The sequence below is a fragment of the Streptomyces sp. NBC_01304 genome, from assembly GCF_035975855.1.
Lineage (GTDB): Bacteria > Actinomycetota > Actinomycetes > Streptomycetales > Streptomycetaceae > Streptomyces.
Genome location: NZ_CP109055.1, coordinates 80375 through 100828, shown reverse-complemented (window position 1 = coordinate 100828; position 20454 = coordinate 80375). Strand labels below are relative to the sequence as shown.

The window sequence follows — 20454 nt, the reverse complement described above, 5'->3', positions numbered from 1 at the left end:
CCGGCTCTTCGCCAACGAGATGAGGCTCGACGGAAGCCCGCCACGCTCTGGAGCAGGTACCCCTGCCGTCGGCCGCAGCGGCATTCCTTCACCGTACTGCCATCGCCGCCACGCCAGGCATGGGCGTACTTGGTGGTGCCCGGCACCGGGCGTGCGGCCGCGATCAGCAGGTCACGGCAGTAGCGGAGACTCGGGCAGGTCCTCAACGCCCTCCACCAGTACGTACTCAGATGTGTTGCGCTCCGGGTCATGCGGCGCCAGAGCTCCATTGTCATGAAGCACCATCAGCTGGTGATGCCCTTCCCCGCTGACAACGTACGCGCTGGGGACTCCGTTCTGCTTCAACAGTTGCAGCAGGGCGACCTTGTTCAGGGAGGTGGCGGCCACCATTGGACCCCTATCGGCTTCAGCAGCAGTTTCGTGGGGACTCTGCCCATCTTCCAGCCTGATGACCTCTATCTGTGGCATGCCCTGTCTCTTCCCAGTCCGTGCCGCCTGAGTGCGGCCCTGCGGAGTTTAGGGAGGTCACGCGCTTCAAGATCCGTGGACCATGCAACCTGACCGGATTCGGTTCATGCCTGTCTCGTTCAATGGAGCTCAGCGAGCAGCCACGGATCAGCTGACGCAAGTCACATTAGGACGGGTGTGGGTCCTTTCGAGGGACGGCTCCGCCAACACCCGCCTGCGCGACTCGCCATGGATTCCACGACGTCACTCTGACCAGTGACCATGAGTTGGCTTACCCGGAGTCCCGTGGATGCCCGGACAGCGGCCCGGGCATGCTCCTAAGGAGGCCATCGGCCACGAACCGCTCCTGCTCGAGGGGAGAGCTCGCCATGAATTCCTCGACACCGGCTCATTCGTCGCCCCGTCGCTCTCCCGAAGACCTGGTTCGCCTCGGCCAAGAGCTGCTGCAGGACCGGCACGCGTCCGTCATCGAGCGACTGCCGGAAGACCTGCGCGAGGTCGCGCGCCATCATTTCGGCATCGGACCAGGCGGCGGCTGGGTGCCCGGGCAGGGCCGGACTCCACGGTTTCGCCTGGCCATCTCCGTCCTGCTCTGCACCACCATCGACGGATCCGAGTGGGGCCATGGCGCGGGGGCCGCGGTCGCGGCGAACCTGACGGCAGCACAGGTGGGCATCCACGACAACATCATGGACGCCGACTTCACCCGCTACGGCCGACCGACCGCCTGGAGGGTGTTCGGGAGGGACAAGGCCCTGCTGGCGGGCAACGTACTGCTGGCGCTTGCCTTTGAATGCCTCACCAGGCACGCCTATGCGCGCCGGGACGAGATGATCCTCGCGCTGGCGGAAGTGACCCGGGTCTGCGCCGCCGGCCAGTGTGCCGATGTGCGCCTGACCGAGGGCCCGGTCACCGAGGCCGAGAACCTGGCCGTCATCAACATGAAGACGGCCGTGCCGCTCGGGCTCCTTTGCCGCGTCGGCGCCCTGGCATCCAGCGCCACAGCACGTCAGGTCGACGCCATCGAGGCTCTCGGGCGGGAGCTGGGCACCATGATGCAGCTCAACAACGACCTTGAGGACTTGTGGGCGATTAACGGCAAGGAACCCAGCTACTCCGATCTGCGTGCGCGCAAGTACACCTATCCCATCACCTCGGCGCTGCGGGCCGGGGGCGCCGACAAGGAGCCCGTGGCCGCCTACTTGCGGGGCACCGCATCCGCCTCGGAGAACGAACTGGCCGAGCTGGCCGTGGTTGTCGAGCGATGTGGCGGACGCGCCAGAACCGAGCTGATGATCCGCACCACGGCTGCACAAGCCCTTCGCCACCTCCGGCAAGCAGATCTGCCGGCTCGCCCGCACGCCGACTTCGAGGGCTTCGTCGGCCTGATCCAACGGTATTGAGCCGCTGCCTCACGGACGGCTCGCAGAGCGGCCCCCCCGGTGCGACAGTTAAGGAAGTGATCCCTTGCCGACGGATCTGGAGCACCGCACCCGCCACCTGTGGGCCGGATTCGGCATCACACGTGCCCAGGTGGCTGCCGCGGCCGACTTCGTCGAGGCGCTCTACGGCGGCAGTGGCGAACCACCGCTGTCCGACCGGCGCATCGTGCTGACCGCCAACTGTGCCCTGGGCCTGTGGATGGACGACCAGATGGAACTCCATAGCCGGCCCGCCCAGTTGGGCACCTGCCTCCGGCATCAGGAGTCCCTGCTGACTGGCTTCGGTGACTCCGTCGCACTGGACTGGTGGCGAGCAAGTCACGACGACTACGCGGCCGCGCTGGAGAGCGAGCGGGAATGGCTCACCGGGCCGGTCGACGGGGACATTGACCACTACTTGTCCATCGCGGAGTCCAGTATCGGTGCGACCGCGCTCCTTGCGACACTCTGCCTGCTGCATGACACCGGCACAGCCCACCGGCTGGACGAACCGGAGCTCACCGCACTCCTTCGCGAGCTGGGCAGTTGGACGCGCCTTTCCAACGACCTGGGGAGCCTCGACCGTGATCGCGCGCGCGGCGACCGCGCCAACGCCGTCCTGGTCCTGCAGCCCGCCATGGGCCTGCCGGACGCCACCGCCTTCGTGGAACAGCTCAGCCGACGCCACCGCAGGGCCATCCACGAACTCCTCCGGCGCATGCCCCCCGACGATCAACTCCGCGACCTGATCCGGAACATGATCCGAGCCCTGGAACACGCCTACCGGCTCTCTCCCCGATACGCCGACAACCCCGTCACCGACTCCGGCGCGGCCGGATGACGCAGCGATTGGTGATGCTCGTTGGACGGGCGACCGCACCCGCAGCTGCGTGCACCCTCGCACCGGGCACGACACGAATCGGCACGCCCAGTCAGGGGCACTCGCACATCACTACACAGTGGTTGGGGCCACAGGGCGCCTGCGGAATTCGACCTGTGGACTGTGACCACAGATGTTAACGAGACGGCAGATTCAGGCTGGGAAGCTCACTGCTGACGATCTCCACCGTGGCCTTGCGTGTCGTCACTCATGCCGATCACAGTAATGGGCACGCCCAAGCAGTGAGTGATCACGGCCTGGGGCCGGATCGAGGCGTGGCTGCGCGAGTTCGCCCCCGGCATCGGCCGCCTTGCTGCGCCCGCCGGCTGGTGAAGCCGGCATCGCCGCGGCGGAGGCGGCCCTGGGGGTGGAGCTTCCGGCGGCCCTCGCCGCCTCGTATCGGGGCCATGACGGTTTCGACGAGGGCCACGGCTCGGGGATTTTGTCGTCCGACATGATGATGCTGCCGCTTGAGCAGCTGGTGGAGGAGTACCGGACCCAGACGCAGGAGTGGGGGCGCGAGGCGGGGGTTCTGCCTTTTGCCCGGAAGGCTGGGGACATCTGGTCCGGCTGGTATGGGGACGTGCGCAAGGGGGAGCCCTCCTACGGCGGCCTGGGGCGCTGGTCGGTTGACGGGGGGAGTGAGCCGTACTGGGCGGGTTCGCAGTGCTGGACTCTTACCGACTGGCTGGGGGAGATTGCTGCAGCGTTGGAAGAGGGCCGGTGTCTGCGCCGACCCGACGGGGCGGACGACAGGTACAACTGGCCGGTGCTGACCGGCCTTCGGGGGTTGACCTGGGTTGACCCCAGGGTCCGCGGTTGTTCCCCGAAGGGATGATCAAACTGGAGGGTCCCCGCTAAGCAGATGCGGTCAAGGGCGGTGCTGATCCCTCATCGTCCTTCGCCGCAGTTGCTCAGGCACCTTCTGGTGAGAGCGCGATCAACGAAGCACCACCGACAGGACTGCGGCACCGATCGTCACAACCGCTAGGCCGAGCATCGGGGTTCGTGTCCATCCAATAAGGGTCGGACAGATTCGCGTATGCCACAGGCTGGGATTCCTCTTGAACGTCCACACCTGGACCAACGCGAACCGCGATGGCCCGATGTGGCTCCCGGGGCCCCCGCCACACGAAGTGGCGACAGGCGAAGGTCAACAGGCATGAACTCTCAAACAGGGGGCAGCAGCCGGAGGAAGGCAGTCCGACAGACCCGCGCCAGCGGATCCTGGCCTATTCCACGGTGCCCGGTCAGCCGGTCGATGAGGACCGCCGTCAGGGCATCCTCGGCCTTCGGGTTCCGGGCAGCCTGGAGAACGCGCACCAGGTCCGGCTGGTGTGCGCCGCCCACGAACCGGTGCGGCTGCCGCCGCTCACAGGGGACGACCTGCCGCGGCTCGCCTGCCCGGTGCGGCCCGGCGGCGAGACTCTCGGGTCGATCTGGGTGGTCGACAGCGGCACGCTCGCTGCGGACGCGGAGGCGACGCTGGCTCAGGGGGCATCTACGGCGGCCCTGCTCTTGCTGCGCCTGCGCGCGGCACAAGAGCTGACCCAGCATCAGACACCGACCTGCTGCGCCGGTTGCTGGAGAGCTCGGCGGACGCCTCGACGACAGTTCAGCGGCTGGGCTGGGACGCGGTCCGGGTGGCCGCGTTCGCGCTCCCCGGCCCATGAGAAGACGACCGAGCCGAGCGCTGCGATAGCCCCTGCAGCGGTGATGATGACTGGGCGATGATCACGCCGAGGGCCACGTAGAACGCGAGCCCCGCTATCGCCGAGAACATTAAGGCGCCGGCGACCTTGTCGGCGCTGGTGCCCACCTTCGTGGCGGCTGTGGGCTGGTCCTTGACTGCACCGGTATACGCGGTGGCGCCCGTGCACTCCCACTGGCTGGGGGCCTTCAGCGCATCGACCATCGTCTCGCCAGCCACGGATGGTGCCATGCCACGTACTTCGCTCTGCCAGTCGTGCGCGTAGGAGAAGAAAGTGATGGGGGCAGCCGCGAACCCCGGCGCACCGCCTCGACGACAACGGCATCGCGCTCACTCAGGGCCCGGCCGACCTGGCGACGACAGTGATCGAGCAGGTCATGGGAGTCCTCGCGGAGCGCTGGAACACCGCGAACGAGTAGGCCACCGCCGCACTGCGGGCGTACGCGCCGCCCGTCATCTGGGATTGTCCGCACTCACGGATGTCAGCTGTGTGGATCATGTTCCGGCCCTTCCGCGAAGCTCGCCCGGCGTTCGGCGATACGGATCATCTGCGCTGTGCCGTGTGTAGTCGCCGCAGGGCGAGGTGTGGCTCGGACGTCGTTCAGCGGCCCCTCGATATTGGCCACTTGGCTCCAGCCGGTTGAAGAACCGCCGGTGACGTCTCGAAGCGGCCCCAGCGCCGCCCACCTTCGGGTTCGACCACATGGTGTGGCCACCGCAGACAGTCATCGAACGTCCGTCGGCGCCAGCGGTGGCCAATTCGATGGGGCCGATTGCCGACGTCGAGGCCACTGGACAGGGAATTGGTCCCGTTGCTGAAGGCGGGGGAGCGCGAGCGGGTGTACTGCGTCTTGCAGAACACCACTGTGACGGGCGGTACGAGCTTCGTGGCGGGGCGGGACATCGACGTCAAGGTGGACTCGCCGGCCTCAAGAGCCTGACCTCGACGGACCGGGTGTCCGCTGTGAGGGCGGAGCAGCATGGTGCGGTCGTCGGGGCAGGGGAACTGAGTATGGCGGGCTGTGATCTGTATCGCGCGACGGTGCATGAGGCGCCGCCGCCGGCCCGGCCGGTGGTCACACATGGCCTGCCCCCGGACATCGCTGGTTGCCACGCAGCGTCCGCTCAGTCCTCTGCACCCTGCCCGGTCGGCTCGCGCGGTGTTGTGCCGGACCGGTCCGTCCATGCTCACCGCCACCTCCACTGGCCACTGGGCGACCAGCTCACACCAGCGATCGTCAATGAGAGGGGCGTTGGTATGCACGGTATGCCGAACCCGCGGGCCTCCGCCCGCCTCGAACCGTTCCAGCAGTCTGCGGAATCAAGGGCTGTTGGGGAGTTCGGCGCCAGGGCAGGTGTGGTTGCCGCCGTTGACGGTGTCGAAGCCGGCTCCCGCGTCGATGGTGTCGTCGCCGTTGGTTCCGCTCAGGACGTCGTTGCCCGGGGTCCCAGTGATGGTGCAGGTGGGATCAGCGGCCTCGATTGTGGTGGTGGCGGCGTCGGATCTGGTGAAGTCACCGCCAATCGCCTCGGTGGCCGCGGTCACCGTTCCGGCGGTGGTGGGCAGCACGGTCGCGGTGATCGTCACGCTGGTCATTCTCGGAGTCAGAGCAGCGCAGGCCGGATGCGTACCGATCGTTGTGCATATGACAGCAGGAGCCGAGGTGCTGGCAGTGGTGAACGTCGCTGCCGCGCCGCTGAGAGTATGAGAGCAAGTCGCACGAGGAGCCCCAGCGGCTCGGTCCGGTGGGGCTTCGACGTACGGTGGTCCGTGCGTGCAGTCTCGGCGGGACACCATCAGCCGCATCTGCTGTGCCGCGCCCACAGTGCCCCGCTGCCGGGGCAGAGGCCGGACGGCCGGCTCTGCCCCCGGCCTCGTGATCCTCAGGGTTTGAACGGCGGTATTACCAGGACGTGGTACGCCTGCTCCAGGCGTTGGCGCAGGTCGCGTCCGCGCAGGATCTGTTGCTGCATCCGGGACTCGTCCACGAATGCCGTCTCGACAAGGGTCTTCGGCGCGACGCTTTGGTCCCGCGAGGCGGACGTGTAGCCCCGGACCACTTCCCAGCCCTTGCCCGCGTAGGACCGCTCCCGGTCGAAGACGGCCTCAGGCCACTCGCTCGCGGTGGTTGGTGAACCGCTCGGCCGTGAGCCGACGCTGACGGTCTGGCCTGGCACGACGAGGGTGATCAGGCCTTTGGCCGAGGTGGCACCGGCTGGCTTGCGCACGGCCGCGCGGGCTAGCTGCGTGGCTTGCTCCGGCGTCATGTCGTCCACGGTGAACGTCGACGCCGCCACGCGCATCCAGCCGGGCACCCCGTCGACCTCCTGGACGCCTCGCCTGGCTGCCAAGTCCTGGATGGCCGGAATCACTTGTGACGGAGGTGACACGTTCAGCTCGACCGCGTCCGCGGTCGCGAACTCGGTCCTGCCGGTGCTCCGTACCAGCGGGTTGCACATCAGCGCTTCAAGGAGCGCCAGCCAGTCGACGTACTGGTCGTCGGGTGGCGGGGCGGGGTCGAGCCGGCGCAGCATGGTGTCGACGATGACGTAGTGGGCCGCCGTCGCACAGGCCCGCTGATAGCCGTAGAGCCACTCGGATCCGGTGTCCTTGGCGAGGAGTGAGTGCGAGCCGACCCGATGGTCCGAGCCCTGCAGCAGCCGCTCGTACAGGAACAGGTCCTTCGCCAGGTACAGGGCGGAGTCCTGGGCGAACCCCAGACCCGCGTCCTTCGCCGCATCGATGAGGACAGCGATCGGGTTGGCAAGGAACTTCGCGACGGTGTCGATGGCCTCGTACACGGACATCGCGAGCTTTCCCACGGCGATCGTCTTCGACACGGCGAGGACGAACCGCGAGAGCCGCGTCAGGATTCCCGCGGGCAGCCGTTTCAGATAGGTCGTTCTGGCCAGCGTTTCGGCGAGGACGGCTTGCCGCATGGCGGGTTTGGCGAGCGTTTCGAGGTTGTCCCCGAACTTGTCCTTGAGCACCTCCATCACACGGTTGTCCTCGTTCTCCGCCGCCTGCACGGGATCGCGGAAGATCTCGAGGACCGATTGCAGCCAGGTGTAGTACTCCTGCTCGACCCGACTGAGGTCCGTGGACTCCACCGTCCGGAAGAAGTCCCCGACTTGCCGCCGCGGGTCCTTCCAGCCGATGCCGAGGACCTCTTCGAAGACATGCAGGAGGGAGACCACGGTGTCCTGGGTGTCGAAGTAGCCGGTGACGACGAAGTCCTCGGTCGGTAGGGCGACACCGTCCCGCGCCCCGGGAACCCATCGCTTCAGCCGTCGCGCGAAGATCCCGGCGTCGCGGGTCTCGAACGGCTTCGGCAGATACTTCGGTCCGCTCGCCAAGGCGTGCAGTTCGACGAAGTTGGAGTGCGCGTAGAAGTCCTCGACCGCGTGCAGGAGATAGCCCATGCGGGCCAGTCCGACGGCGAAGTCCGGGTCCGTGCCGTCCACCGCGAGTTCGCCGCGGCCCACGGGTCGCGCCCAGTCGGCCTCGAGCTCGGCGAATCCGGCTGCGAGGATTTCGATGTCGTCGCGCAGATAGCGGTAGAGGTCGGGGGTGCGGTACGTCGGCTGCCCCGCGCGCGGGCCGCGGTCCAGTGAAGTCTCGTACGTGTCGGGGGACATGGGGACGCGCGGGCGGTCGCAGTGCTCGTGCGGGAAGTACTGACGGAAGACGGCCTTGAAGACCGCGTCGTACTGCTCGATGGAGAGCCGGTCCGGCTCGCCCTCCTGCTCCGGCAGGCCGAAGGCGAGATAGCCCTTCACGAACACGGCGTCGGTGGAGAGATCCCAGAGCACCGATCGGGTGGCCGGGTCGGAGCCCAGGAGCACGCCGAGGGCGCCGTAGACCTTCTCGCGCACCGCCCGGACCAGGCGGTCCGCCTGGTCACCGGTCCAGGTCCGGTACCACTGCGCCCCGGCCCGGTACAGGGTCGTCGCGGTGATCAGCCGGACGAAGTCCTCGACCAAGGACTGGACTTTGGACGCCAGACTCGCGTACGCGACGGGGTCGATGACCTGGGAGAGGTCGGTCAGCCAGTTGCCCAGGAGCACCGCCTCCAGGCCCTGTGCTTCCCCGCCGGCCCGGTCCTTGAAGGTCCGCTCCAGGAGGGCGAGGGCGCCCTGTTCGCCCACGCCGCGATGCCCCTTGGTGTTCATCTCACGGTCCGGGCGGAGCGCCGACGGCGATGTCGATGGCGCTGGTGGGCGTGTACTCGTACCACTGCCCGATCAGTGCGCCCTCCGCCCAGCTGGTGAGATCGCTGTCCGCGCCCTCGCCGCCCGGCTTGCGGTTGGCGCCGAGCGAGGACAGGTCGTAGTCGCCGTGCACGCCCGGACTGGCGTATTCGTAGGGGGTCTCCCACGGGTCCTTCAGGGGCAGCGTGACATTCCTCGCCTTCGCCACGGCGGCCAGTGCCTTGAGGCCCTGGCTCGTGGTGGGGTAACTGCCGTTCTGCTTGCGGTAGTCGCCGAGAAGCAGGGTGAGGAGCTGCATGTCGGCCCAGGCGGCCTTCTGCTTCGGCAGCAGCAGGGGCCGCGCGTCCTCGACGGCGTTGGCCGGCTGGATGCCGGGGTAGTTGGTGTTTGCGAATGCCTCCAGCTCCTGGGCGATGGTCACATACGGCGCGGGTGGCACCGGAGTGCCGGCCACGAAGGCAAGGAAGGGTTCCACGAAGCCGGGGCGGATCGTCATCACGACGCGTGCCGCGCCGGAGCGCAGGAACGCGCGGTGCAAGGGATCCGGGTGGTCGAGGAACTTACGGAACTCCGCGCCCTTGAGGCCCGACCAGAAGTACGGGTAGACGATGTAGAGCAGGTTCTCCCACTCGACGGCCTCTTGCAGGAACCGGATCGTCGCTCCTCTGGCGAGACCGGTGCGCCAGGTCGCGTCGTCCTTCACGGCGCCGGTGGTGGAGTCGTAGTAGTCCTTGGTGCCCGAGTAGGTGGTGAAGGGCGGGCCGATGAGCCAGCGCAGGACGTGCTTCATCATCTCCTCGCGCTCCATGCGGCGCAGCGTGAGGGTGTCGTTCGCCGCCAGCTGCTCGGTCAGCTCGGCGAGGCGCTGCTGCAGGGCGGTGCGCTGTTCGTAGTAGCGGCGCTCGGCGGCGTCCCGGATTGTCGACCACGCCTTGTTCTGCCAGGCGCGGAAGGCCTCGTCCTTGAGCGTGAGGGTCAGGCTGATGGTGACCGCGTAACTGGCCGCGTAGCGCACGGAGTAGGGCACCGCGACGGATCCCGACCGGCCCAGGACGAACGGGCCCGCATAGCCGTTGTCGACGATTGTCTTGTCACGGTTGAACTGGGTCTGGTACCCGGGCCACTCGAATCCGTTCGACGTCGCCAGGACATCGGTGACCGTGTACAGCGTGTCCGCGTCCACGACGACCGCGTACGCGCCGCCGCGCTGGCTCTCGTCGAAGGAGCTGAACGTCCTGGAGTCCGCGGCGTTGACCGACTTGGTCTCCGTCGGGGGCGGTTCGACGACCGCGCCGTACAGGGCGGCCTTGTCCGGATAGCCGGCCCGGGTGAGCTCATTGGGCTTCAGGGGGAAGCGGGCCCAGTCCGGTCCGTCGTCGGCGCCGAAGCCTGCCTTCAGCGCCGCTTCGATGGCCCTGATCTCGATGATGCGGTCCAGGAGTTCGGAGCCGGGCTCGGGAATGACCAGGTCGTACGTGAGGCGGATGCCGTAGCGAAGGAGGTCCACGGACCATTTGCGCATCATGCGGTAGTAGTCGATCCGCAGCGCCTTGTCGCGGTGCGGATTCCTGAACCGCTTGACGCTCTCGTTCTGCGTGCCGGACGCGGAGGCGACACGGAAGCTGAGCTTGTGTTCCTGTACGGCTCTGCGGGACGCCTTCTTCGTGACGGTCCTGGACTGGGACCGGGTGAATTCCTCGGAACGGCTGGCCGAATCGGTGGCGCTCGCCGACCCGCCGGCCGCGAACGACACGCCGCCGTACGTCCCCGAGATGTTGACGCTCGCGCTCAACTCGGTGGTGTGCTGGTACTGGTTCTCGGTCGACTGCTGGAGTTCGCTCTTCTCCGTGACACCTTCCTCGCTGAATTCGTCGAGTGTGTCGGTCTCCAGACGCTCGAACTCCTGGCTGGTGTTCGACCACTCGCGGAAGGTGATGTTCACTTGCTCGGCGGGGGCGAGGGGTACGGAGTACACGAGTTCGCCGCGCTCCACCCCGACGGGCGTGAACGCCAGTTTCTCCAGATGGAGATAGCCGATCGGCTCCACGCCCAGGGATGCCCGGAACGCCGCGAGCTGAGCGCTGTCGGCGCCGACACGCTCCGCGAGGTCGAGCAGCACTCCAGCAGGCACCGTGGCGAGTGCGCTCAGCTCGGCCCCGGGATCACTGCCTGCCGACGCCACGACCTGCCGGATCGCGTCGGCATGCGCGGTGCTCACGGCCAGCCGGTCGAGTGCGCCGTGGACGGGCTTGTCCTGGGCCGTGTGCAACAGCAGCGAACGCTTCATCGGTCCGCGTAGAACTTCACGCTCCTGCTCGGTCACCAGGATGGGCGTGTGTGTCGCTTTGAGGATCGTGCGACGCGAGTTGGTCAGCTCTGCCATGGCCGTCCCCTCTTTGTTCGCCGGCCACGTGCCGGGCTCCATTGGGGCGCGCCGCGGGAGGCCGCGTCAAGCCCGCCGATGGCCCATGCAGAAGGTTCATGCACAACAACCATGGCACCTACGGAGATTGGGGGAGGCCACCCGCTGTGGCTACGGCGTCGCCTGCCGGTTGGGTGGCCGGTGCCGTGCTGGGCCTTGTCGTCGCGCCAGCTCGTGAGTAGTGGATCGATCAGGGCGGACACTGCTGAAACTGCCCGATCCGCAACCGTCCGCGCCGCTGTGACCGCGAGCAGCCCGCCGCCGAGCGCGTGCTGCTGGCCCTGTACTGGGCGGTTTCCGGGTACGGTCTGCGGGCTTCTCGTGCGTTGGGCTGGCGCTTGGTGCCATGGCTGCCACGGTGCTGGTCATGATGCTGTGGGGGCTACCTGTCGACGACCCGAAGCCCGCCACCACCGGACGGCTGAACGGGCAGGACATCTCACTGACCACCGACACATCCGACCCGGTCAACCCCACCGGTTCGCTCGGCTCCCGGCTCACCTCCGAACGGTGGGAGAAGTCCTTGCGGATCGTGGTGAACTCAGTCGTCTTCCGCTCCTCAGGTCAGGACCTCAGTACCACCGGCACGTACACCGAGATGGCTTCCCGGCTGACCGAACCTGTACTGCTCGGCCTCGCACTTCTCGCTGTCCGCAGACGAGTCAAGCGGTAAACGCCACCACGGCAGTCCGCAGCTGATGCGGGAGATCAACGCAGGGTGCTTTCTGTGTTCGTCTGGCTGGGGCGAGGGGAGTTGAGGGACAGCGGGTGCGCCCGGTGGCGACCGCTGCTGGTGGCTTCGCGGGCGTGGCAGCGGAGATGGCCGGGCGGGAGGGCTCCTCGGCGGGACCGACGGTGGCGGTGCGGACCACATCGAGCAGGTCTTCGCCAGCTGGCAGTGCGTGTTCCGCCTCTAGGGACTCGCAAGGAATGCCGGGATCGCGAGACATGGACCCCTGGTGTAGGCAACAACCGCGCTTTGAGGGTCATTTCAGTCGCCGCAGCCTCGCACTCTCAGCCGCAGCTGCCACCATCCTGGCTGCTGCCGCAGCCCTCGCCACATCTAGCAAGTACCTGGGAATCAGGCCAGGCCACCACCAGTGTTAAGGACCCGCCATCCTCTGGCGTTCATCACCCAGTTCACCCGACAAGAACGCCCCGCCATCCCCCCCGGAGAGCATGCGTTCCCAGACTTGGAAGCCAACTGTCTGACCCACTGTCGTTCGCGCCGACTCCTCACTCAATTTGAGCCACATCCATCGCGGATGAATCCGAATGACGTCGCATACAGTGCTGGCCCAGCGTTCCGCCCATGACCTCCCCATGACGTCGCATACAGTGCTGGCCCAGCGTTCCGCCCATGACCTCCCCGAACGACGACACCGACGGCAAGCCTGGTGTGACGATCCAGTGCCAGGACAACGCGCCCATCGGCGTGACCTTGCGCGACGACTGACAGCGGCCACTTCGAACTCCCCACGCATGGCCAGCTCAGGCGTCTCGCTCTGTGAGGCATACCTGGGTCGCCATGGCGCTCCCTCGGACGGGGGAGGAAGGTCGTTCACCAAGCTGACGCGGGGGCAAGCCCGTCGGTGCGACGTTCAGAACATGACCATTGACCCACAGACAATCAAGGCACCCTGGCGTGCACGGGTGCGGCAGAGATCCCACTGGATGGTTCGAATCACGCTGTTCTGGGCACTGGCGTACGCCGGATTCGGCCTGGTTTGCGCGCTGAAGGGGACCCGCCTGTTCCCCCATGGCGGCTTCCTGGGGCCTTCCGCGTCGGGCGGGGCTGTCACGGCAGTGGGGGTGCTGGCGGCGCTGACCTGTGCGGCTGTATCGCGATACGGATTGCGACCCGCACTGCGGACGCTGCTGTGGACGGTGTGCTGTCTCGCCGGACTCGCCGCGTTCAGCCTGCTCATGGACGTGATCACGCTGATGTTCGGCCAGGGCGTGGACAGTTGGGCCGCTGCGGCGAATCATGCACTGGCGGCAGTCGGGGCACTCATGTCCGCAGCCACCGCCCTCTCTGCCCGCACCGGCCTGCCGCGGACCGCAGCCCCGCCACCCTCTGCCGCTCCCCGACCGGTTCAACTCGTCGCCTGGGTCGGCACGGTGGCTTTCCTCCCGTATGCGGCGATGAAACAGATCTGGGCCTTCGGCGGCACCTTCGCCGGCACATCCGGCACGGAGATGCGCGTGGTCTCCGAGCGGAACGGCGCCTCTGGAATCTGGCTCGCCTTGGAGTCCTGGGGCCTGGATGCCACCATGCTGCTCGCCGGGCTCGGAGTCTTCCTGCTGTGGGGCCTCGTCCGCCCCTGGGGGCAGGTCTTCCCGCGCTGGACGCCGCTTCTACGCGGTCGTCGCGTCCCGCGCTGGCTTCCTCTGGCTCCCTCCCTGATCGGCGCCGCCACCCTCGCCCCGTACGGTGTGCTCGGCGTCGGCTATGCGGCTTTGGCCACGATGGACGTGGTGACAATCCGAAGCGGCGATCTCCCCACTCCGCAGGACGCGCTCCTGGTCACTTGGATCGGCATGGTGGCATTCGCCGTGTACGGATGCGCACTGATGGTGGGGGCCCGCTCGTACTGGCTACGAACCCGCCCACTGCCCCGAATCGTTGACTCTGCGTGACTGTCTGCGGCCGGATGACTCCCACTAACTGGCCACCAACACGCGACCGCTTCAACTTCGACGAGGACTCCGTGCACAATGCCGTCGAGATGCAGGCTCCGGGCCTGGCCGCCCGAGTTGTTCCCTTGACTTTGGGCGCGAACCCTTCCTTTAGATGGGGGTTCGCCCATCTCGACACTGCGCCGGCGGTCGCTAGTGTCGGCGTATGTCGAGTCCTGGAGACGTGCCGCCGGAGATCTTGAACGGGCTGCGATCGATCTGCCGGCAGCTGCCCGAGTCGTATGAGGAACCGGCCTGGATTGGTGTGCGCTGGCGGATCCGGAAGCGGACGTTCGCCCATGTGTATACGCCGGACGCGGATCGCTTCCCGCTCTACGCCCCGTATGTGAGCGCAGGCCGCGAGTTGGTCGTATTGACCTTTCGGGTGCCTGCCGACGACCTGCTGGGCCTGACTGCCGGAGGGTTCCCGTTCCTGCGTGCCGGCTGGGGCCGCAATGTCGTCGCTGCCGTTCTGGGTGAGCACACCGACTGGACCGAGCTCACCGAGCTGATCACCGACAGCTACTGCCAGATGGCTCCGAAGTTCCTTGCTGCCCAGGTCGCCCTCCCGCCATCGGCCAGTTGATCGGCGGTGGGTGCTTGTGGGCCCGGGATCACTGCAACGCTCCGGCAGGTAATTGAACAGTGAGGTCCATGCTGGCGAAGCCGATCCAGGGTAGGTACTCGCCGAGCCTGTGGGCTTGTTCATGCAACCGTCGCCTGGGGGTGCGGGGTTCGTGGAAGGTGCCGTCGCGGAGCATCGCGAACAGGACGTCGGCTTGGCGTCTGGCGAGGCAGAGCAGGGCCTGGGTGTGGGGTTTGCCCTGGCGGATCTTCTTGTCGTGGTAGGCGCGGGATGCCGGGTCGCCCAGGGCCGCGAACGCGGAGGGAAGAAGGCCCGTTTGTGCTGTTTGTTTCCTCTGCGGGAGGGTTGTTTGCTGCGGATGGAGGTGCTCGAGCTGCGGGTTGCCGGGGCGAGTCCCGCGTAGTCGGCGAGGTGGGCGGCGGAGGGGAAACGGGTGCCGTCGCCGACGTCGATGAAGAGGCGGAGTGGACCAGGGCCGCTACTCGAAGACTGCGCTACTCAGAAGGCGGCCCTGGCGGAGAGCTGGCGGCGTGGGCCAACGGACACACAGCGCCCCGCTCCCGGGCTGCCTCGTCCAGGCGTTCCACGCCCTGTCCCAACTCCCCTCCCTCGACGGCATCTGCCTCCTCGTCACCGGCGATGAGGAGACCGGCTCGGCCACCTCCCGCGCGCTCAACGAGGACATCGGAACACAACTGAACAGCCATTCCGCCACCGTTTCCTCATCACCCGTTTACTACCGGTGAGGGAGATCCCGATGACGACGACGCAGATAGTCGTGCTGGTGGTGCTTGTGGTGCTGGCCCTGGCGGTCCGGTCCCGTCCCGGCTGTGCGCCGCCCGCAGCTGACGGAACGCGTGGGTGGCCAGGGGGAAGCGTGACGAGTGAATGCCGGAGGTGTGGGCTCCTGTCCGCGGCAGGCGGGGAGATGACTGCGGGTTCTAGCGGTGTTCGGGGTTGGGGAAGTCGGAGCGGCAGCCGGCGTCCCATGCGGAGCGTTGATTGCCATGGGCCGGGATGCCGCCTGCCTGCTTGAGCAGGGCTGCCAGGTGCATGACGTTCCACGTCATGAATGCGGTGTTGCGGTTGGTGAAGTCGTTCTCCGGGCCGCCGGAACCGGGGTCGGGGTAGGACGGTCCAGGGCCCGCCGCCCCGATCCAGCCGGCGTCGGCCTGTGGCGGGATCGTGTAGCCGAGATGCTGGAGGCTGTAGAGCACGTTCATGGCGCAGTGCTTGACGCCGTCCTCGTTGCCGGTGATGAGGCAACCTCCGACGCGACCGTAATAGGCGTACTGGCCCTGGTTGTTCAGGATGCTCGAGCAGGCGTACAGGCGCTCGATGACCTTCTTGGTGACGCTGCTGTTGTCGCCGAGCCAAATCGGCCCGCACAGGATCAGGATGTCCGCGGCCATGACTTTGTCGTACAGCTGCGGCCAGTCGTCGTTCTCCCAGCCGTGCTCGGTCATGTCCGGCCACACCCCAGTAGCGATGTCGTGGTCGACGGCGCGGATCAGGTCGGTCGTGACCCCGTTCTTGTCCATGACGAGGCGGCTCTTGTCGATCAGGCCTTCGGTGTTGCTGGTTTCGGGGGAGCGTTTGAGTGTGCAGTTGATATACAGGGCCCGCAGGTCGTCGTAGCGGTACGCGGTCGCTGGCATGGAGGCTCCTCGAGGTGGCTGGAGTACGCATCCAGCCTGGCTGCTCGGGGACGCCGACGCCTTTGGAATGGGGCCCGGACGTAGGTGCGACGGTCGCCAGGTGGTAGTCACGGTGCGGCAACGGGCGGATGCCGTCCGGGCCGGGGCGCGGGTGATCGGGTGGGGGTGCCTGCGGCCGCGCTGCACGGCTTCGGCGGCGTCAGTCCGTCTGCTGCGCGCACGACCACCCCACGGCTACGACGACGGTACTGCCATCAGACGGACTCTGGCTCTCGTTGTGGGCTTTGTCGCTGTTTCAGGGGAAGGCTGGTTGATCACGGCGGCAACAGGATGCGGCGTCGAAGGAGGTCGAAGTTGGCTCGGCCGTACATCTGTCTCTTGGGTAGCTTGGTACGGGTGACGTTGCCCTCGACTGCGCCCGAAGTGTGGGTGGTGGTGAGGGCGGCGAGAGTGGCTGCGCGGTCGCGCCGCATGCCGGTGGCCAGGGTACGGAGTTTGCGTTCTCCGTCGAGGCGGACGTCGGCGAGCCAGACTTCGAGGGCGAGGTGCTCGTTGCGGCGTTCGCGCAGGATGCCGGCAAGGCGGTGGGCGTACTCGGTGGTCATGGCCAGCGCCGGACTGCGGGCGTACAGGTCGTCCAGGCACTTGCGTTCGGTGTCCGTGAGCTGCTCGGGTCTCCGCATGGTCACGTCGGTGACACGACGGACGGTCACTCGGAACGGTGGTCCCGGCGGATCGCCGCGTACAGATCGGCCTTGGATTTCGACAGGCGTATCGGTGCCCCCAGCAGAAGAAGCACAGCCATTGTCCCACCACAAGGCCCCAACCGCCTTTAAAACTCAGCGACATCGTCTTGGTCGACACGACGGTGCCATCCGCGCTCAACGACACACGACATCACGACTCACCGACAGAGCCAGTGACCTTCGTGCGCAGGCGGACGCTGGCGACGGTCGACTCGCCACCGTCCTGGAGTTCTCGGACAGCCTGCGCGGCGCCGACGTCCGTTGATGGCGCTCGTTGAATTCGGCTCTGGCCGCGCTTGCGTGACATCTGTTGACCTTGGTCGTGTGGGGTGGCTGGTGGGGCATTCTGGTGCGATGGATGGTGATGAGGCGAAGTGGCAGTCGTGGGTGTCAGGGCTTGTTCCGTCGAAGCGGGCTGCGGCGGAGACGCTCCGCACGCAGTTCGAGGTTCTCGGCGCGACTGATGCGACGGAGTGGGCGAGGTCGCAGATCGATGAGAACCAGCCGCAGTTGGCTCGCTTCGTGCTGCTCCGTTCCCTGTGGCGTGGGCGATCGACGGATGGGCAGGCCCGGGAGCCTTGGAGCAAGTGGCGGCGGCTCGACGCTTGCTGGATGCAGGTGCGGACAGGGGCGACCTGGTACTCCTGGCTCGGGCGGTTGCCTACGAAGCCGTCTTCTCCATGGCCGACGAGCTCGATTGCGGTGCCGACGTGAACGTGTCCGGCGTCGACGCCGGCTGGGTGGTCATGGAGCGCGGCGAGGATGGGTCCCCCACCGGCCGCCTCCTCTCGGGCCTTCACGAGGACCTGCTGACGATGGATCCGACTGGCTGTGATGGTGCGGACCTCTGGGAGTAAGAGGCGCTCTCCTGCTGTCGCGATGATGGTGACCTTCTGGAACCCCGGCCGAGGGCTTTGGAGCGGGCGGTTCTGCATCAGGTGAGGTGCGGCTTCGTTAGGTCGATCGTGAGGGAGTTGCCGAGGTTGTTGGTGAAAGTAGCCAGCGAGCCGTGCACCTCCGCTCGCTGGAAAGGGTTCGAGTCCAGCAACGACACCAGCCATACCAGGCCCCTGTTCTGGTCGAGCCGCGCGAAGAAGCCCTCAGAGCCCAGCGAGCCATCCCCGCAGCACACATACCCTGACCCGTCCGGCAGCTCCGCCAGACCCTGAGGATGCGTATCGGCTCCCGTCAGCGACTCCGGATGCTCTGCCAGGAGCCCATCCAGATCGAGTGGCTCACCTACGTTGAACCAGGACAGCTGCGGACCGTCTACCTCGACCGTCCACGCGGAACCGTCCGCTTGGAACCAGCCGTCTACGGCCGGTCGCTCATTCGCCAGCCACAGATCGATGATGCTTATTCGCACTTCTTCCCCCATGCGGCACTCGCGCGCTTTCCAAGTCTCACCGTCATGATCCACGCGTCGTCCGCCCTTGTTCTCCTGCGTATGCGCCAGGCCGCTATGCCCTGGCTACGAATCCGCCGGCCTCCCCTGAACGGCTCTGACCCGTGTCGAATGAGACGAAAACTGAGACGGCCGCTCGTCTCTCTTGCTACCGGTTCAGCCTCTAGAACGGCCGGAACATCTCCGGACCGGTGCCCGCAGGCAAGGCGTTCGTGATCAGCACATAGACATCGCCGTACGGGGTCTCAGTTCGGAGGGCTTCCCACTGATCAAGTTCGTGATGGCAGTACCGGCGCAGGAGCAGGCGCAACTGATCCACCTCGGCATCAGATAGAGGCCCGTCGCTGCTGATCAAGTCGCTCATCGGTGCAGCGTAGCGATAGGTCGGTGGAGTCGTAATGTGTGTGGCTCTCCTCCGGGCAAGCTCTGAGGTGGGAGAACGCCTGTTAGTGGTGTGGGCGGGATATAGGCGCCCTTCTACTGTGGAAGTTGAAGTAGGGGGCGTCGATGGTGTCGTTGATCGAGGAGTTGGAGGCGCGGGAGGAGGCGGCCCGTGTCCGGGTGGAGGAAATCGAAGCGCGGATTGCCGAGTTGACCTCCCGGCTGAGTGGCTGCCACCGCTGGCCGACGCCTACTGCACCTATGCCACCGACTGGACCGCGACCGAACTGCGCTGGCGCCTGACGGCCGACAAGGCCGAGACCGCCGCGCTGCGCGAGCTTGCCGAGGGCTGCGGACACCAGCAGGTCACCTTCACCCCGGCTCCCCGGCACACCACGGACGCCTAGCAGAGCACCACGTGAGGTGCCGGAGCCCGGTGGACCACCCGCGCGGGGCTCACGCCTTCAGGTAGAGCTGCTCCGCATCCAAGATCGTGCGCCCCAGCGCTTGGCCATGGGGCCAGGAGTCGGTGACCGCGTGCCCGGCGCCGCGCAACCGCTGGTCCTTGGGCGGGAGATGCGTGGTGAGCTGGTGCTCCCCGCAGGACGCTGCCTGTGTCTGGCTGCCCGGCTGGGGGCCTGCCGGGATCGCGGCGGTGCTGCTCGCCCGGCCCGTGCAGGCGCTGGGTCAGCCTCGGGTCCGGCCGCACCTCAGATCCGGGCCCAGGTAGCGGCCGAGGACCGCTTCGACGGGAGGGCAGGGCCCGTTGTCGCCATGCTTGTAGCCAGTGGATGCGAAGGTGCGCACCGGACGGTGCGGGGGACCGGTGGGGTCGGCGGTGCTGTTGGCGCTAAGCGGCCGTTGCTGCTCGGTGGCGAGGCTGAAACAGGACAGCAAGATCCGGTGGTCGGCGTGCCAGTAGTGTTCCTTGACCAGCGGATTGTCGAAGTCGAGCCCATGGAACAGCACGGCGATGTCCTGCCGTCCATAAGGTGCGGCGCGCAGCGCCGGCCCCAGGTCCTCAATGGCGTGGCTCTTGGCGAGGATGCGGCCACTTTCGCGGACCGGGCCCCACGGGGGAGGAGTGTCGAAGTCTTCCTCGCTTGCCCACTCCAGGTCACTGTGCACGGTGGCGCCCACGTCCGGGTCGGTGAAGCGGATGTCGAACAGGACGCTCACGTACGGCAGTTCCGCATTCGCCGAGAGCTCGCCGGCCACCAGCCACCACGGCGTGCGCACCACCTGGTGCCTCACCAGGGCTGTGGCCATCGCCGCGAACTCGGCCACAGGCAGGAGCCGTGGCACGGAGGGGGCGATGAACTCGTCTGTCCATATTCCCATGGTGATGTTGTAACCGGGATGCCTGATCCAACGCGAGGTATTTGCGCTCCGGCCACCCGACCACACCAACATGTTACGGATCGCTAGTCGCACAGGCGATCTCGCGGACGCTATGAGCTCACCCTGCTGGGACAGGGGGACGCTGGGCGGCCACTATCGCCCCGCAAGGAGCGGACCAAACCGACGAACAGTCGGCCAGCCGCGAGGGCACGTAACCCGTGTGAAGACACGCAAGCGAGCCATGTACGGCCGAACTTGCTTCCGGCTCCTGCGGACTCGGATCCTCACGCGACGACGATTCGCCCTACGAAACTGTGTCGTCAGCCAGCAAGCCGCCGGGTACGGTCACCCCGTGTGCCACTACGCCGACAAGCCCTACAAGCTGCACTACGCCTGCGTATCGTGCCGCGTTGCGTTCAAGCAGCGTCCGGGCCTCGACAAGCACCCGTGCCCCCGATGCTCCAGGCCAATGGTCTGCGCCGGCCACGACTTTGCGGCACCGCGACGCCGCGACATCAAGGCGTGGACCGTGGTCGCAGCAGTC

General features: G+C 67.1%; 19 protein-coding genes and 2 pseudogenes. 9 read left to right on the top strand and 12 right to left on the bottom strand.

The genetic code is table 11. The features are described 5' to 3' along the window. Positions 1-171 precede the first annotated feature (171 nt). Positions 172-468 carry a hypothetical protein gene (locus OG430_RS00420; RefSeq protein WP_327350329.1) on the bottom strand — a complete coding sequence of 99 codons (297 nt, stop codon included), beginning with the start codon at positions 466-468 and terminating at the stop codon, positions 172-174. 368 nt (positions 469-836) lie between these two features. On the opposite strand from OG430_RS00420, the gene OG430_RS00415 reads away from it, so the two are divergent. From OG430_RS00415 to OG430_RS00405, 3 genes are all read left to right on the top strand, one after another. After that, positions 837-1871: a polyprenyl synthetase family protein gene (locus OG430_RS00415; protein ID WP_327350328.1), complete on the top strand. Its 1035-nt coding sequence runs from the start codon at positions 837-839 to the stop codon at positions 1869-1871. A 64-nt stretch (positions 1872-1935) separates the two neighbouring features. Then, positions 1936-2730: a terpene synthase family protein gene (locus OG430_RS00410; protein WP_327350327.1), complete on the top strand. Its 795-nt coding sequence runs from the start codon at positions 1936-1938 to the stop codon at positions 2728-2730. 349 nt (positions 2731-3079) lie between these two features. Next, the gene (locus tag OG430_RS00405) at positions 3080-3607 is read left to right on the top strand and encodes an SMI1/KNR4 family protein (RefSeq protein ID WP_327350326.1); all 528 of its coding nucleotides are present in this window, start codon (positions 3080-3082) and stop codon (positions 3605-3607) included. Between the two features lie 777 nt (positions 3608-4384). Here OG430_RS00405 and OG430_RS00400 read toward each other — a convergent pair. The 5 genes from OG430_RS00400 to OG430_RS00380 all read right to left on the bottom strand — a co-directional run bounded on the left by OG430_RS00400 (position 4385) and on the right by OG430_RS00380 (position 11075). After that, entirely contained in the window at positions 4385-4699 is a 315-nt protein-coding gene (locus OG430_RS00400; RefSeq protein WP_327350325.1) for a hypothetical protein, read from the bottom strand. Between the two features lie 115 nt (positions 4700-4814). Next, on the bottom strand, positions 4815-4979 hold the full coding sequence (locus OG430_RS00395; RefSeq protein WP_327350324.1) for a hypothetical protein: 165 nt from the start codon (positions 4977-4979) through the stop codon (positions 4815-4817). Positions 4980-5801: 822 nt separating this feature from the next. Next, positions 5802-6068 carry a hypothetical protein gene (locus OG430_RS00390; protein WP_327350323.1) on the bottom strand — a complete coding sequence of 89 codons (267 nt, stop codon included), beginning with the start codon at positions 6066-6068 and terminating at the stop codon, positions 5802-5804. A gap of 296 nt (positions 6069-6364) precedes the next feature. Then, positions 6365-8653, bottom strand: a complete 2289-nt coding sequence (locus OG430_RS00385) for a hypothetical protein (RefSeq protein WP_327350322.1) — start codon at positions 8651-8653, stop codon at positions 6365-6367. Position 8654: 1 nt separating this feature from the next. Then, positions 8655-11075 carry a type II secretion system protein GspG gene (locus OG430_RS00380; protein ID WP_327350321.1) on the bottom strand — a complete coding sequence of 807 codons (2421 nt, stop codon included), beginning with the start codon at positions 11073-11075 and terminating at the stop codon, positions 8655-8657. Positions 11076-11347: 272 nt separating this feature from the next. Between OG430_RS00380 and OG430_RS00375 the strand changes: the two are divergent. From OG430_RS00375 to OG430_RS00365, 3 genes and pseudogenes are all read left to right on the top strand, one after another. Beyond that, positions 11348-11787, top strand: a pseudogene (locus tag OG430_RS00375) (hypothetical protein); the annotation flags it as partial. A 1001-nt stretch (positions 11788-12788) separates the two neighbouring features. Beyond that, entirely contained in the window at positions 12789-13754 is a 966-nt protein-coding gene (locus OG430_RS00370) for a hypothetical protein (protein ID WP_327350320.1), read from the top strand. A 223-nt stretch (positions 13755-13977) separates the two neighbouring features. Beyond that, positions 13978-14379, top strand: a complete 402-nt coding sequence (locus OG430_RS00365; protein WP_327350319.1) for an MmcQ/YjbR family DNA-binding protein — start codon at positions 13978-13980, stop codon at positions 14377-14379. A gap of 139 nt (positions 14380-14518) precedes the next feature. Here OG430_RS00365 and OG430_RS00360 read toward each other — a convergent pair. After that, positions 14519-14808: pseudogene (locus OG430_RS00360) on the bottom strand (transposase); the annotation flags it as partial. A gap of 101 nt (positions 14809-14909) precedes the next feature. On the opposite strand from OG430_RS00360, the gene OG430_RS00355 reads away from it, so the two are divergent. Continuing rightward, positions 14910-15125, top strand: a complete 216-nt coding sequence (locus OG430_RS00355; protein WP_327350318.1) for a hypothetical protein — start codon at positions 14910-14912, stop codon at positions 15123-15125. A 195-nt stretch (positions 15126-15320) separates the two neighbouring features. On the opposite strand, the gene OG430_RS00350 is transcribed toward OG430_RS00355, so the two are convergent. Both OG430_RS00350 and OG430_RS00345 read right to left on the bottom strand, forming a co-directional pair. Next, positions 15321-16037 (bottom strand): flavodoxin family protein, encoded by a 717-nt coding sequence (locus tag OG430_RS00350; protein WP_327350317.1) that lies wholly within the window; start codon positions 16035-16037, stop codon positions 15321-15323. A 314-nt stretch (positions 16038-16351) separates the two neighbouring features. After that, the gene (locus tag OG430_RS00345; RefSeq protein ID WP_327350316.1) at positions 16352-16750 is read right to left on the bottom strand and encodes a transposase; all 399 of its coding nucleotides are present in this window, start codon (positions 16748-16750) and stop codon (positions 16352-16354) included. Between the two features lie 713 nt (positions 16751-17463). On the opposite strand from OG430_RS00345, the gene OG430_RS00340 reads away from it, so the two are divergent. Next, complete coding sequence (locus tag OG430_RS00340; protein ID WP_327350315.1) at positions 17464-17640, top strand: hypothetical protein; 177 nt, start codon at positions 17464-17466, stop codon at positions 17638-17640. 77 nt (positions 17641-17717) lie between these two features. Here OG430_RS00340 and OG430_RS00335 read toward each other — a convergent pair whose 3' ends face one another. Together OG430_RS00335 and OG430_RS00330 are read right to left on the bottom strand one after the other, a co-directional pair. Next, on the bottom strand, positions 17718-18203 hold the full coding sequence (locus OG430_RS00335; RefSeq protein WP_327350314.1) for a hypothetical protein: 486 nt from the start codon (positions 18201-18203) through the stop codon (positions 17718-17720). Between the two features lie 148 nt (positions 18204-18351). Next, positions 18352-18552, bottom strand: coding sequence for a hypothetical protein (locus tag OG430_RS00330; RefSeq protein ID WP_327350313.1), 201 nt, complete (start codon positions 18550-18552; stop codon positions 18352-18354). A gap of 118 nt (positions 18553-18670) precedes the next feature. On the opposite strand from OG430_RS00330, the gene OG430_RS00325 reads away from it, so the two are divergent. Beyond that, positions 18671-18976, top strand: coding sequence for a hypothetical protein (locus OG430_RS00325; RefSeq protein WP_327350312.1), 306 nt, complete (start codon positions 18671-18673; stop codon positions 18974-18976). Between the two features lie 280 nt (positions 18977-19256). Here OG430_RS00325 and OG430_RS00320 read toward each other — a convergent pair whose 3' ends face one another. Then, the gene (locus OG430_RS00320; protein WP_327350311.1) at positions 19257-19910 is read right to left on the bottom strand and encodes a hypothetical protein; all 654 of its coding nucleotides are present in this window, start codon (positions 19908-19910) and stop codon (positions 19257-19259) included. Between the last annotated feature and the right edge of the window lie 544 nt (positions 19911-20454).

Coding starts and splice junctions, on each gene's coding strand:
- OG430_RS00395 (WP_327350324.1), bottom strand. CDS start 4,979: ATGATCCACACAGCTGACATCCGTGAGTGCGGACAATCCCAGATGACG.
- OG430_RS00330 (WP_327350313.1), bottom strand. CDS start 18,552: ATGAGCGACTTGATCAGCAGCGACGGGCCTCTATCTGATGCCGAGGTG.
- OG430_RS00320 (WP_327350311.1), bottom strand. CDS start 19,910: ATGGGAATATGGACAGACGAGTTCATCGCCCCCTCCGTGCCACGGCTC.
- OG430_RS00370 (WP_327350320.1), top strand. CDS start 12,789: ATGGTTCGAATCACGCTGTTCTGGGCACTGGCGTACGCCGGATTCGGC.
- OG430_RS00385 (WP_327350322.1), bottom strand. CDS start 8,653: ATGAACACCAAGGGGCATCGCGGCGTGGGCGAACAGGGCGCCCTCGCC.
- OG430_RS00350 (WP_327350317.1), bottom strand. CDS start 16,037: ATGCCAGCGACCGCGTACCGCTACGACGACCTGCGGGCCCTGTATATC.
- OG430_RS00380 (WP_327350321.1), bottom strand. CDS start 11,075: ATGGCAGAGCTGACCAACTCGCGTCGCACGATCCTCAAAGCGACACAC.
- OG430_RS00340 (WP_327350315.1), top strand. CDS start 17,464: ATGGCCGACGAGCTCGATTGCGGTGCCGACGTGAACGTGTCCGGCGTC.
- OG430_RS00415 (WP_327350328.1), top strand. CDS start 837: ATGAATTCCTCGACACCGGCTCATTCGTCGCCCCGTCGCTCTCCCGAA.
- OG430_RS00420 (WP_327350329.1), bottom strand. CDS start 468: ATGCCACAGATAGAGGTCATCAGGCTGGAAGATGGGCAGAGTCCCCAC.